Origin of the sequence: Mycobacterium paraseoulense (assembly GCF_010731655.1) — a bacterium.
Classification (GTDB): domain Bacteria; phylum Actinomycetota; class Actinomycetes; order Mycobacteriales; family Mycobacteriaceae; genus Mycobacterium; species Mycobacterium paraseoulense.
The window spans coordinates 1048811-1061395 of sequence record NZ_AP022619.1 but is presented as its reverse complement, the minus strand read 5'-3'; the positions used below and the strand labels follow the sequence as shown (position 1 = coordinate 1061395).

15 protein-coding genes and 1 pseudogene are annotated in these 12585 nt (G+C 65.3%); 4 read left to right on the top strand and 12 right to left on the bottom strand.

Annotation, left to right across the window (positions count from 1 at the left end; genetic code table 11):
- Positions 1-195: 195 nt before the first annotated feature.
- From G6N51_RS04645 to G6N51_RS04635, 3 genes and pseudogenes are all read right to left on the bottom strand, one after another.
- Entirely contained in the window at positions 196-579 is a 384-nt protein-coding gene (locus G6N51_RS04645) for a DUF4267 domain-containing protein (RefSeq protein ID WP_083170814.1), read from the bottom strand.
- A gap of 45 nt (positions 580-624) precedes the next feature.
- A pseudogene (locus G6N51_RS29535) lies at positions 625-814 on the bottom strand (NIPSNAP family protein); the annotation flags it as partial.
- Positions 815-867: 53 nt separating this feature from the next.
- Positions 868-1344 (bottom strand): DUF1772 domain-containing protein, encoded by a 477-nt coding sequence (locus G6N51_RS04635; protein ID WP_083170799.1) that lies wholly within the window; start codon positions 1342-1344, stop codon positions 868-870.
- A 98-nt stretch (positions 1345-1442) separates the two neighbouring features.
- On the opposite strand from G6N51_RS04635, the gene G6N51_RS04630 reads away from it, so the two are divergent.
- Positions 1443-2033, top strand: a complete 591-nt coding sequence (locus G6N51_RS04630) for a TetR-like C-terminal domain-containing protein (RefSeq protein ID WP_083170770.1) — start codon at positions 1443-1445, stop codon at positions 2031-2033.
- 83 nt (positions 2034-2116) lie between these two features.
- On the opposite strand, the gene G6N51_RS04625 is transcribed toward G6N51_RS04630, so the two are convergent.
- The 4 genes from G6N51_RS04625 to G6N51_RS29040 form a co-directional block, all read right to left on the bottom strand.
- The gene (locus G6N51_RS04625; protein WP_083170768.1) at positions 2117-3652 is read right to left on the bottom strand and encodes a hypothetical protein; all 1536 of its coding nucleotides are present in this window, start codon (positions 3650-3652) and stop codon (positions 2117-2119) included.
- A 45-nt stretch (positions 3653-3697) separates the two neighbouring features.
- Positions 3698-4507, bottom strand: a complete 810-nt coding sequence (locus G6N51_RS04620) for a PPOX class F420-dependent oxidoreductase (RefSeq protein ID WP_083170766.1) — start codon at positions 4505-4507, stop codon at positions 3698-3700.
- Between the two features lie 120 nt (positions 4508-4627).
- Positions 4628-4858 carry a DUF167 domain-containing protein gene (locus G6N51_RS04615; protein ID WP_083170764.1) on the bottom strand — a complete coding sequence of 77 codons (231 nt, stop codon included), beginning with the start codon at positions 4856-4858 and terminating at the stop codon, positions 4628-4630.
- A gap of 33 nt (positions 4859-4891) precedes the next feature.
- The gene (locus G6N51_RS29040; protein WP_083170761.1) at positions 4892-5212 is read right to left on the bottom strand and encodes a hypothetical protein; all 321 of its coding nucleotides are present in this window, start codon (positions 5210-5212) and stop codon (positions 4892-4894) included.
- 149 nt (positions 5213-5361) lie between these two features.
- Between G6N51_RS29040 and G6N51_RS04605 the strand changes: the two genes are divergently transcribed.
- Entirely contained in the window at positions 5362-6060 is a 699-nt protein-coding gene (locus tag G6N51_RS04605) for a DUF899 domain-containing protein (protein WP_083170758.1), read from the top strand.
- A 14-nt stretch (positions 6061-6074) separates the two neighbouring features.
- Here the strand turns inward: G6N51_RS04605 and G6N51_RS04600 are convergent, their stop codons facing one another.
- Positions 6075-8165 (bottom strand): putative bifunctional diguanylate cyclase/phosphodiesterase, encoded by a 2091-nt coding sequence (locus tag G6N51_RS04600; protein WP_158086207.1) that lies wholly within the window; start codon positions 8163-8165, stop codon positions 6075-6077.
- 399 nt (positions 8166-8564) lie between these two features.
- On the bottom strand, positions 8565-8921 hold the full coding sequence (locus tag G6N51_RS04595) for a DUF732 domain-containing protein (RefSeq protein ID WP_232078203.1): 357 nt from the start codon (positions 8919-8921) through the stop codon (positions 8565-8567).
- A gap of 141 nt (positions 8922-9062) precedes the next feature.
- On the opposite strand from G6N51_RS04595, the gene G6N51_RS04590 reads away from it, so the two are divergent.
- Both G6N51_RS04590 and G6N51_RS04585 read left to right on the top strand, forming a co-directional pair.
- Entirely contained in the window at positions 9063-9398 is a 336-nt protein-coding gene (locus tag G6N51_RS04590) for a hypothetical protein (protein WP_083170750.1), read from the top strand.
- A gap of 1 nt (position 9399) precedes the next feature.
- Entirely contained in the window at positions 9400-9960 is a 561-nt protein-coding gene (locus G6N51_RS04585; RefSeq protein WP_083170747.1) for an FKBP-type peptidyl-prolyl cis-trans isomerase, read from the top strand.
- Positions 9961-9985: 25 nt separating this feature from the next.
- Here G6N51_RS04585 and G6N51_RS04580 read toward each other — a convergent pair whose 3' ends face one another.
- The 3 genes from G6N51_RS04580 to G6N51_RS04570 all read right to left on the bottom strand — a co-directional run bounded on the left by G6N51_RS04580 (position 9986) and on the right by G6N51_RS04570 (position 12339).
- The gene (locus G6N51_RS04580) at positions 9986-10429 is read right to left on the bottom strand and encodes a limonene-1,2-epoxide hydrolase family protein (RefSeq protein ID WP_083170744.1); all 444 of its coding nucleotides are present in this window, start codon (positions 10427-10429) and stop codon (positions 9986-9988) included.
- 213 nt (positions 10430-10642) lie between these two features.
- Positions 10643-10864, bottom strand: a complete 222-nt coding sequence (locus G6N51_RS04575; RefSeq protein WP_163750569.1) for a hypothetical protein — start codon at positions 10862-10864, stop codon at positions 10643-10645.
- A gap of 41 nt (positions 10865-10905) precedes the next feature.
- Positions 10906-12339, bottom strand: a complete 1434-nt coding sequence (locus G6N51_RS04570) for an FAD-dependent oxidoreductase (protein ID WP_083170742.1) — start codon at positions 12337-12339, stop codon at positions 10906-10908.
- Positions 12340-12585: the final 246 nt, after the last annotated feature.

Genomic DNA, 12585 nt, shown 5'->3' with positions numbered 1-12585 from the left:
TCCCGGTGGTCCAGGTTCCCCCGGACGGGGTTGCAGCGGGGTAAGGCTGCATCGCAGGCGGGGCCGAAAACCATGGGCCCGTGCCTCTCCCCTGCCTGCGGCCAATGACCACACTGCATCACTCCGCTGCCACACGTCCGGCGGGGCGGCCAGCAGTTGCCGAGGGCGAGTCGCAGGCGACGAGCCCAGTCGTTCCTAGGGGGCAAGCAGGAGCGCGGTCGTGACGAGCATGACGGCGGCGGTCACGCCATGGACTCCCCAGGCGACCGACTTCGAGCCGCCGTTGCGTAGCACGATGGCGGCGTCGACGAGCGGAATGACGGTGGCGGCCAACATCACCCAGCCGACCAGATGGGTCGCGCCTGCGACCATCATGATGATGACGAACAGCCCGGTCGCGATGTCGCGCACGCCCTTGACGCTCAAATAGGCGCCCGCGCCCGGCTCGTCCAGATCCGGTAGCACGCCGTAGCCGGCGGCGGCGACGCGCGGCGCGACGAGAAAGCGTGCGCCGATGAAGATGATGCCCGCGGCGAGGAGTCCGGCGAGAACGTAGCCAACGATGGCGGGGGTGGTCATTTCGAGCCCTTCTGAGTTTCGCTAGTGAATGGGTGAAAACGGTGTCGGGTCACTGCCCGGCGGATAGCCGATCAGCGCGACGAGTCGATTCGCGCCGCCGCTTGCCTCGGTCCACACACCGTGGGTGGTGACGCCGAATGCCGGGAAGGTTTCCAAATGGCGGGCCCAGGTGAACTGTCGCGTAGTGCTGCAGGGCTTCTGGTGATCGCAGGGTGTAGATCCTGAGCTGAAACATCGAAGACCGCTCTCCTCGGTGGAAGTCGGTTGGGTGGGCTTGAGCCGGGCGTGTCAGGCCATCAGCGCCACGCACAAGGCCGCCACTGCCAGACCTTGCAGTGTCGCGCGGACGTTGATGATTCGGTCCCAGTTTGCTTGCAGCGCACGCGCGTTCGGTAGCGACTGGCCGGCGTCGGCGGCCGCGGTGAGTTGCCGATTGATGGGTGCGCTCACCCGCGCATAGAGCACAATCCACATCAGTAGCAGGATCAACGCGGCGCCCGCGGCGATCGCCTGTACCCGGTGTGCGGCGACCGTGGCCAGCAGCGCGCTAGTCGCGGCGGCGACAACCCCGAGCGCTCCGGGCACCGGCATGCGCCGGTCCCCGTACCGATGGACGCTACCCGCGACCGCGACCAACGCACTGTCGTCGATCAATGCCAACGCCGGTCGCAGCACGATTGCGCAAAACACGTCGGTGCCGTAGACGACCCCGGTGCCCAGCACCGCGATCAGTGCGGCGGCCCGTGTGATGACGTCCAGATTCATGACCGACTCCCCTTATTCGCAACTGCTAGCAACGCTAACCCCCGTCCCCCTCGCTGTCAATAGCGTCGCTAGCATTTCTATCGGTGCTACCATGGGGTATGGCTATCGAGGACCGTCGTGAACGCGAGCGGGCCGCCCGGCGGCGGCTGATCGTGGCAACTGCCCGCAAGTTGGCCGAGGCCGAAGGGTGGGAGGCGGTGACCACCCGTCGACTGTCCACCGAGATCGAGTACAGCCAGCCGGTGCTGTACAAGCACTTCAGCGGCATGGAACACATCGCTGACGCCGTCGCCGTCGACGGGTTCGGTGAGCTTGGCGATACGCTTCGTGCCGCCCGCTCCGGCGCCGGCGCGGCCAACGACGTCCTGACCCGGATTGCAGGCGCGTATCTCGACTTCGCCCGCGACAACCCGGCGGTTTACGACGCGATGTTCACCCGCGCGACCAACTTGCGCTTTGCCGCCGACGACACACCGCCGCAGCTGGAGGACGCCTTCGCCGAGCTGCGCGCGGCGGTCGGACTCGTCGCCGACGAACAGGACGCAGACACTCTCACCGAAGTGTTCTGGGCCGCACTCCACGGACTGGTCACCCTGACCCGTGCCGGCCGACTACGCCCTGGCTACGACTCGGACCGTCTTCAGCTGCTCGTCAACCAGTTCACCGGCAGACGGGAGCCGGCGCGCTAGGCCGGACAGAACTTTTCCTACCTACTCGAGGGTTCAAGAGCTGCAGGGCGAGAAACGCCGTGGGTGCGGCGAGGGGCGACCCCTTAAGTTTGCGGCGAGCTAAGCAAACTCGGATCCTTGAGAATCGCAGCTCCCGCTCCCAGGAATTCCCTGCACCACGAATCGCCTACCGCGACAGACCAGTCGGGCAGCACCGTGGACCTGTGTCCTCTATCCAATGCGACCTGAACGAGGGGGCCGAGGACCTCGCCGAATGCCGCACCGCATGGCGATTCAAGATCTGCCTCGCCTGCAGACACCATCCATGGCTCCAACACGCTCCCCAAGTCCGCATCCGCGGCACGGTCAAAAGACGCAAGGTATTGCCCGACAACGAGCGGCGCCACGGGCCGACTCACGACGTGGGCGCGCTCGAGGGCGGCCGTGCCCTCGTCCGAATTGCGCTGAGCTTCCACCTCGCGGAGGTCAAGTTCTACGGACGCCACGCGTCGATAGTCGGAAGCCACCTGTTCTAAGAAGAGTCGTGCTGTCATCCCGGGGTTGGCGCGCTCCGGCATATCGGAACTCGATGGCAGGAGCGGGCGGGAGAAGCGGTCGACCCGGTCCAGCTGACCGTCCCAGGCCAGCGATGCGGCCGACACGACACGAACCATCTCTGATTCCCGTGGGTCATTCGTCGAAGGTGCGGCCATCACAACGCCGGCGCGCAACGTGCGCACCTCGTCCTCGAGGGTTCGCTGTTCGCCTCCGGGCGTCATCGAGATTCCCAAGAGGGTCGCGATCGCGCCAACCAGCTCGGGCAAACCTGCTCGCAGAAAGCCGAGTTGATCCTCCTCGGTTTGATCTGCTTTGTCGCTGAGGGCATCCGTGACGACGCGCAGGACAAGCACGCGTTCGCACAAGCCCAACGAGCGCATGGCAGAAGCGATACCGAAGGACTCCATGTCGACGAGGACGGGGTGAGTCGCCATGCCGGAGTACAGCGCAAGCGCCAGAGAGTATGTCCAGTCCTCCCTGGCGTAGACGGGACCGCTGGAGGGGGTCTCGATTGGCACGGGCGCCACACCCGGCGAGACCTTGATTACCTTGTCGGTCGCCAGAACGTGGGCGTCGGGAAGATCCAGCCCCGACACGGAACCCGGGGCGCCCGCTGAGCCGGCCCGCATCTCAATCGCGTCAAGCGGTGCCTGATCGTCGGGCTGTGTGCGGACGATCCACTTGTTTTTCAACTTGACGACTTCGCCATCGGGCGAGGCGATCACCACTCCCAACGACAGGTATGACACCCTTGCGGCCCGAAACACCTGGCCAACCAACCTCGCGTCGAGGGTTCCACAGCAGCCGTAGAAGACGTAGTAGTCCGCCCGGTTCTCCCGGGTTGATCTGCTCAGAGCGGCCGCCGCGACGACATTCCCCTGCGCGCTCAATGGATGGTGCTCCACCCTGGCGGTCCGGCCGTCGGACAGGCGGCCCTCCAGAGCCTTCTCCCCGTGCTCCGTCGGCGTCCATACCGTTGTTCCCAACACCGGTAGGTCGACGTAAAGGCGTGCCAGCAACTCGGTTACGGCGGTCGCTTCGTTCCTGGTGAACGTAAAGATCGCCACGGTCACATCCGCCACGGCGACATCGTAAGCCTGCGTAACGCACGTGTGCGGCGTTATCGGCTATCGCTGAGATTCAGCCAACGGAGTCAACTCCGCGTGGATCGTGCCGCCATACTTGGACCGCATGAGCCGGTGCGCGGTCGGCACCAGCACGCCATGCAGGAAAGGATATTTCTGCCGCAGCAGACGTGCTGCCCTCTGACATTCGGGCCCCTCAAGCAGACGCGCGCGGCCGGGTAGCGCGGCCCCCGTCGGCTTGCCGGATGCCGTTGCCGGGCCAAATTCGACGCCCGGATTACGCCGGATTCGTCGCACTTTGACGGCCCGCTCGAAACTTCGGAAGTAGGCGTGGTCGCCGTCCACCACAATGCTGACCGGACTGGAGCCCGGAGTGCCGTCCTTGCGAAAGGTGGTGAGCGCGATGGTCTTCTGGCGCACGAATGGCGCCAATGCTGAATTAGCTGCTGTTCCAACGGAACCCAGCACGTAGCCGAGTTGACGGAGTCGCAGGACGAACGCGAGGGCAAGGGCAACGGACACGACACCGAGCGCCCACGCTTGCCCGACGGAACCGCCCACGTCGAGGTCCACAAAGTGGTTCACCGTGTGTACGGTATTCGCCACAATGAATCCGGCGAGCGCCGTGGCCAGCGCGTCCGCCCAGATCACGGCAAGCAGCAGGGTCACGCCGAGGCCCAGCTGGAACGCGCCCACGTCATGTAAGAAGTGCCGGTGCGCGTCGAATCCGACGGCACGGGCAAAGGAATTCGGGTCGCCGATGCACCAGATCCCAATCCCGGCGGTGACCGCCCCCACTGACGCTGTCACCGCGACCAGGTAGATCCGCGCCGGCGTGCTCAAGCGATTCATCGTGTCCTCCTTCGGTGGATGCTGCCCGCTCACCTCCTCGCTAGACGGAATTGGACGTCGCTATGTGACACGACCAGCGGCGGTGTGGGCGGCCCACCGCCAAACACACCCACGCGACGCTCAGCGGCTCACGCGGAAACGTTTGAGGCGCGAGGTCGTTCCGGATATCAATTCGACCCGGCTTCTTGGCAATCGAAGGTGAGCTGCCAGCACCCGGGCGACGGCGTCATTAGCCTTGCCGTCAATCGCAGGCTCCCGGACATAGATTGTCAGCGCACCGTCGGGGCCGGCCTCGACAAAGGGTCCCTTTCGGCTGCCGGGCTTGACCCTGACGACGACGGAGTCGGTCATGGCGCGCAAGGGTACCGGCCGGGCGACACCGCACTAACCGGGCGGTGGTACCACCGGCGGACGGCATTCGTTCGCGCCGGGATCCCACCACCAGCCGTTGTCGCACGCCAGAGGTTGCGGCCCGACACCGAGCGGCCGGCATACATTGGCTGTCGGGTCCCACCACTGCCCCGGGTCGCATGCCAAGGGTTGTGGCCCGACCCCGAGCGGTCGGCAAACCTTGCCCGTCGGGTCCCACCACTCGCCGTCCGCGCAGCCGGCCGAACTCACCGGTGGTGTCGCGATCGTCACGGCTGCCATCGACGCAAAGACCATCATGGCGACGACTGCAAGGTGGCGAACGAATGTCCTCATGGTGGGCTCCCCTCGTGCCTAACCATCATCGAAGCGAGCCCGGGCATGCGGGTCAAGACCATCGTGCACGTCGCAAACGCCGCGATGAATTCCGGCCACGCCACCGGTCAGACCTTCCAGACGGACAAACCGAACGAGAAGGTGGAACCATGTCGTCCCAACACCCGGCCCTGCCGCCAGTCGTCGATCAGCCAACCTGGCGCCGCGCACTCGATGAGTTGCGCAAACGCGAGAAGGCCGCCACCCGCGAACTGGATGCGATCGCCGCCCAGCGTCGGCGTCTGCCGATGGTCGAACTGGCCGACTACGTGCTGGTCGGCGCTGACGGACCGATCCGCCTGGTCGACGTGTTCGACGGCCGATCGCAGCTCATCGTCTACCACCACATGTGGTCCGATGGCGCCGAATGGCAGTGCGGCGGGTGCACGGGCTTCACGTCGCAATTCACCCGGCTGGAGTTCCTCGACAACTACGACGCCCGGTTCGTCATCGTCACCAACGGACCGATCGAGGAAGCCCTGGCCTACAAACGGAAGGTCGGCAATCGCATGGAGTGGTATTCGTCTTCGGAAAGTCCCTTCGCCGCCGACATGGACGCGCCGCCCGGCGGGGGCTTCGGGGTCAACGTGTTCCTGCGCGATGATGACACCGTGTACCGCACGTGGCATACGGACGGGCGGGGCACCGAGCAACTCAGTCACACGTTCGGGCTGATCGACCTCCTGCCGTGGGGACGGCAGGAGGAGTGGCTCGATTCACCTGAAGGGTGGCCCTCGCGCCCCACTTACTCGGGGTGGCTCGGCTCCGCCGACATTGCAGCCGCCTATGGCCCCAGGGGTGACTCATGACACGCGCCGCCGAATCACTGCGCAGCGAGCATCGAGTCCGCAGGGATTCGCGGGATCTCGGAAGCGGGTAGCGGGGGGCAAAAGAAGTTCCCTTGCACCGCGTCGCAACCATATTCCTTGAGTCGCTTGGCTGTTGCGTAGTCTTCGACCCCCTCGGCAACGCTGGTGATGCCGAAACCGGATGCCAGCTCGATCACCGAGCGCGCGATGGTGGCGGCGCGCTCGTCGTGCAAGATCGGTGCGACGAATTCCCGACCGAGTTTGACTTCGTCGGCCGGCAGCTCCCGCAGATAAGTCAAAGTGGCATAACCGCTGCCGAAGTCGTCGATCGCGACCCGGATGCCGTTCTCACGAAGACGATTCAGCACTGTGCGTGCCTTCGCCATGTCGGCCACCACCAAATCCTCGGTGATCTCGATCGTGAGGGAAGTGGGAGACATTGCGTAGGTGTTGAGCACAAACATGATCCGGTCGGGCAGCGCGTCCTTGTCGAGGGACGGCGCTCCCAAATTGATCGCGACGGGGATGGCGGCGTTTGCCGCCTGCCACGCGGCCGCGTCGGCGACAGCCTGCCACAGCACCAGCTCGGTGAGCGCATCCATCAGGCCGTGCTCTCGGACCAGGGGCAGAAACTGATCCGGCCCCAGGATGCCGAATCGTGGGTGCTGCCATCGAACAAGCGCCTCGACTCCGGTCACGTTTCCGGTCCACATGCCGAATTTCGGCTGGTAAAGCAGGGTCAGCGAGCCGTTCTCGATGGTGCGTCGCAGTTCGCCGAGCAGTTGCAACCGCGCCATGGCAACGTCATGCGCCGCCGCCTGGCCAAGGTGGCCGTCCATCTCGGGCGTGAACACCCGCACGTTGGTCGAGCTGGCCAGCCGGGCCCAGGAGCGTGCCGCATCAGCCCGTCTCAGGAGATCGCCTGGCGCCGGGACGGTGACGAGTTCTGATCCCGCAGAGGCCACCCCGATGCTCAGACGGACGTCCAGGCTGTGATCCTCGAGGTCGACGGGCTCGTCGAACGATCGGGCCAGCCCGTTGGCAACCTCCACGGCAACGTCGGGGCGGTCTTCGACCAGGATGGCGAATTCGTCCCCGCTCATCCGCGCGACGGTGTGGCTGTCGTTGACGTTGGCCTGGATCCGCTCGCCCACGCCGCGCAACAGTTGGTCACCAACGTCATATCCGAGCGTGTCGTTCACCAACCTGAAATCGTCGACACCTACCGTGAGCACGCTGACCGGCACGCTGTGCTGAACGTGTAAGCGCAGCGCATGCGCCAGGCGCTCATCGAACAACCGCTGATTAGCCAAACCGGTCAGCGGGTCCCGCAGGGCGGCATCAGACACCGCGACAAGCAGACGTCGCTTGCGGTCTAATAGCAGGACGTGACGGATCAGGGTGGTGAGGACCAGCACCACACAAACCAAGAAGATGAACCCTTCGCCCCGGTACTTGGGCCAAAAGTGCACGGCGCCAACGATGATGGCCAGCAGCACGGGCAGGTACGGCAGCCACACCGACACCCTCGACGAGGGCTGAGAAAACCCGAGGTCGGCTTCCGGCGTTGGCCGAGAACTGATTCCGGACAATGCGAAGAAATACGTTCCGCCGACCCAGCCGAGAACGACCAGGTTGTTGGGCACCTGGTCGGTGTAATCCTGGTAGACGTGCACTATCCCGGCCACCGCGATCACTCCCCAGCCCAGCGTCATCAGGGTTGTTGAGAGCTTGCGGTCCGCCTCCGCCTTCTTGACGATGATGAAGCTCATGACGACCAGCCCCACGTACACGCCCGCGGCTGTGGCCAACAAGATCCGTGGAACGCTGAGCGTCTGGGAGGGGTGTGCCGCGTGACCTAATGGCAGAAGGACGATAACGACCATCAGCGACGCTGTGATCAGGATGCCGTCGAGCAGGAGGCCGATTCCGAATCTGGAGTCGTCCCGACTGGGAATCGCAAGCGCGGCGACCAACGCGCCCAGCGGCAGTATCAGGTAGCCGATGTTGGCCGCGGAGAGCTCTGCGGCCGGAAGAACGCCACCCACGGCGACGTACCACCAAACCGCTTCGCCGGCCGTCCAACCGACCAGAGCGATTGACATGACGGTCCACGCAAACCGTTGGCGGCCTCGAGACATGTAGGCGGCAGTGAGCGAACAAGCTGTCGCGACTATGCCCCCGATAACCGTCCCCGCCGATGCGATCACCGCGCGGCGCGAGGCATCGCTGGCGCCGAACAACATAGCGGCGAACACGAGAACACCGATGGTTGCCAACACGACTACCACTCGTCGGCTTCGTGTCACTGACAACGTTCCCCTCGATCGGTTGGGTGGCGTTGCAAGCAGGATATGGCTATGTCCACATCGCAAGAGCAGTTCTGCTCATTGCTGGCGTGTTTCTCGGTCAGGGCGCGCCGGACTAAAGCGGCCCTCCCCGGCCCTGCCCGCTCTTTCGATCCGCCCCTTCGGCGATTGAACGTTGTCTCCCCCGGCGCGCCCTCATGTGCACAGGGACGGGGCGTCGCACACATTGCCGGGGCAATACACCGAGTGAGCGGCGTCGACCATGGTGCCGACGTCTAACAGCGTGACACCCCTGGCGTTCAAGTGCGCATGAACGTCGTCGGCGATCTGTTGCGGCGTCCAACCCCAAGTGAGGTCGTAACAGATGAGGTGGGCTTCCCCGATGAGCGCCTCTTCCGTCTGGGGTGGCCAGGAGAGACCGACGGCGCGCAGTTGCGCAAGGTACGCCTCATCTTGGGGAGTGGTAGCGCTCGCGAGGGCAGCACCGCCGACCAGGGCGGCGCCGGCCACCAGGGGGACGGCGAGTCTGGCCGGCCAGCGAAGTGAGGGCATTCGATCCCTTCCTTTCTGCGCGGCAGCCGGTCAGCGCGGTCGCCGGTCGGCGCGGCCGAAAGCAATACCGAATATGAAGAATAACCAAAGCTTGGAAAGGTGGCGCGCCGAAATTGGATCACGTCGCTGCAGTGTATAAGCGTGCGCCTCTATCTCTACGGCGCGATGAAGGCGAACAATGTCGGTGTGGACGTCAAAGCCCGGTCGCATTGGCTGTTGGGATATGGATTACCGCGTGCGCTGCTGAAGCTGCTCGCTCACCGGGGTGATCCTTTTGCCCAGCTGTTGATCGACAGCAGCCGGCCCCAGAACGTTTACGGCCTCGTTGAGCAGATCCGCCGGCGGGGGCGAATCTCCCCGGTGGTCGGTCATGGCTGGGTGACCGCCGACGCGCGGATTGTCCGTGATGTGTTACGTGACAGCAGGTTCCCACGTCGGGGCGGGGCCACCAATAACAGACTCGGTGACCGGCTGTAGCGTGACGGCCGTGAAGTCCTCCCTGGTGTATTCCTCCGTCGCGGCTTGTGTCGCGGCAACCGTCCTGGCGATTGCCGCGTCGGACCACGCAGCGGCGGCCGGTTCGTGCCCAACCGCGCCACCGCAAGGCGGTGGAACGCCGGAGTGGACCCTGACCGGGGCCACCGGCAGCGTCGCGGTCACCGGATCCACGGATACGACAGCGCCGCGCATCGACGTGACGGCACCGTTCAGCGTGACCCAGACCCAGGTGCATACGCTGCATGCCGGAGACGGACCGGTGGTCCCCGGCACGGCGACGGTTTCCGTCTGCTACATGGGCGTCAACGGACGTGACGGGTCCGTGTTCGACAGCAGCTACCAGCGGGGCGCCCCGATCGACTTCCCGCTCAACGGTGTTGTGCCGGGCTTCCAGAAGGCGATCGCGGGACAAAAGGTCGGGTCCACGGTCGCCGTCGCGATGACCTCGGCGGATGGCTATCCCAACGGTCAGCCCAGCGCTGGGATACGGCCGGGCGACTCGCTTGTTTTCGCGATCAAGATCCTGAGCGCCTCGGGCTAGCTCCGCGCCCCAAATCCCCTGCCGCTCAATTGCTCAGCGGCGCGAACATGAGCGCGGGATCAATGCCGAGTTGCGCAGCGACGTGGGTTGTATCCCAATACTCACGCCAGTAAGTGATCGCGCCGTCGCGAACTCCGAAGAACGCCGTGACGTAGAACGTGACGGTGACACCGTTCATGGCGTTCACGTCGACGCGTTCGACGACGACTGTGTCACCGTCGGACGGGATCGTGCGGATCTCACTTCCCTCGACCATCCCCGTCGACAACGTGTTGTGCTTCTCGAGTTCCGCGCGCGCCGCGTCGCGTCCCCGGACCACGGGCGACAAGGGCACGTGCAGTTGCCAGACAAAGTCGTCGGCCATGAGCGCGGCCATCGCGTCGATGTCCATGCTTTGGCCGTAAGCGGCGTGTATGAAATCGAGCACGACTTTCTCGTTGTCATTCTTGGCCGCAACACTTTTCGCCATCGCATTTCCTTTGAGGTGTCCGTCCGTTGTTCGCTGAACTGTAGACGGCAACAGTCGCTTGTGTGTGGCTTCGCGTGAGTTCCGCCGTCATCTGATCCGTGGTCATGGCCTACTTGGGTCCGGGACGCTCACCGAGGTCGGAGAGGTCGGCGTGTACCGAGCTGACGGCCGCTCGGTATTGGTCATCGGTCAGCGTTTCGTTGTGGTAGCGATTCATGCGCAGCCGGTATTGCAGATCCGGCAACTGCCGCCTGCGAGGTATTCGAAGTACGGCTTGAGGTACGCCCGGCGACGCCGGGCGGATAGTGGCGAGATTTCGACCAGGTCGTCGACGGTGGCTGAAGCGGGGAAGACCCAGAAAACTCGATGGGACTCCACGTCGTCGCCCATCGCGACGCTGCCTCGATTCGGCGTCACGTGTACCGCATCCGTCATGCGTGGGATTATGTCTCGACGTCAGACGCGCACGCTGTTCACTAGAAGTTGAGTCCCGAGAACATGATTCGGCCGGGATCGTACTTCTGCCGTACGGCGGTCAGCCGGGACAGATTCGAGCTGAAATAGCGCGAGGCCGGTTGGTTGGCCTCGATGTAGTTCACATATCCGCCGACCGAATACGGTTGCACGGCTTGGTGCGCGGTGTTGAGCCAATTGGTCGCCGCCTCCGCGTCGCCGGTTTCGACGTACCACTGCACCAGCGCATACTGGCGGCGCCACGGGAATGCGGTGGCGCCCGGCGCCACATCGGCGAGGGCGCCGTCCAGGGCATGCATGATCGCCAACATGCGGCCGGCGCCCCGAGGGAACGCCCCGACCGCCTTGGCGATCCCCTGGGCGGTGGCCGCGTCGACGACGGGCAGCACGTCGGATCCGCCGACGTATCCGAGTGGTGACGGGTTGAGGTTCCCGACGGCCAGATACCGCACCAGGTCCAGATAGTTGAAAGTGTGGTTCTCGGTCCCCGTCGGTTGCACGCCAACGGCTTTGGCGATCGCGGCCGCCGCGCTGCCTCCCGATCCGACCGGGCACGTCGCCATGATGCGGCAATGCGTTCCCGTGGGATCGACGGTGGCATCCGCCAGCGCCCAGCTGTTCCGGTCGGCGGTGCGAAGCCAGTTCTGCCAACCGACTAGAACCTGCGCGAACGCCTCGGGCGCAAAGTTGAGGTTTACGACGTCGAGGTCGGTGGTGGGAAACGTGGCGAAGGTCAGCGAGGTGGTCACCCCGAAGTTGCCGCCCCCGCCACCGCGTAACGCCCAGAGCAGATCGGGATTGCTGGAGTTGGATGCGGTCACCGCCTGGCCGCCCGGCAACACCACCGACGCCGACACCAGTTGGTCACACAGCAGGCCGGCGTGGCGGGAATTGGCGCCCAGTCCTCCGCCCAGGGCGTGCCCGGACGCGCCGACCGACGGGCAGGTACCCGTCGGGATGCCCCGCCCTGCGCCGGCCAACGTCTGGTGCATGGCATACAAGCTGGTCGCGGGCGTCACCGTGACGGTGCCGGAGGCGGCGTCGTAGTTGATTCCCCCGGGCAGCTGGCGCAGGTCGAGCACCATCACGCCGTTTGCCGTGGACGCGCCGATATAGGAATGCCCGCCGCTGCGTGGAGCCACTTTCAGGTTGTGGGCGGCGGCGAAGGCCATCGCCTTCTGCACGTCGGCCGGCGACGCCGGAGTGACGATCGCGGCCGGCGTCAGGCCGTTGTAGTTGGTATTGAAGACCTGCTTGGCCGAGCCGAAAGCACCGTTGTCCGGGAGCAGAACCTGCCCCCCGATGGCGGTCGACAGACCCTCCCAGCCGGTTGGATTGGGAGCGGCGGTGGCCCGGGCCGAGCCGAAGACCGCGCCGGCGGCCAGTGCACCGGCGGTGCCCCGCAGGAACGTCTGCCGTGAGAATTCACGCGCCACCGTCGGGCTCCCGCGTCTGCCTCATGTCCCGCATTGTCGGACGCGCGACGAGCAAAGCCGCGGTGCCCCATGCCGTGTGACCGGATCGACACTGATGCGAGCTGCCCTGGTGATGTGCCCGCCGAGCCCGGCGCACGCAACCTCGGACAGACACGCCGCTCTGCGACTCGTATTGTCTGCAGCATGGTCGCCGCTTCGATGGTTGTGCCGTTGGCTGAGCTCAGCCGGCTGCGGGCCCCCGGCGAG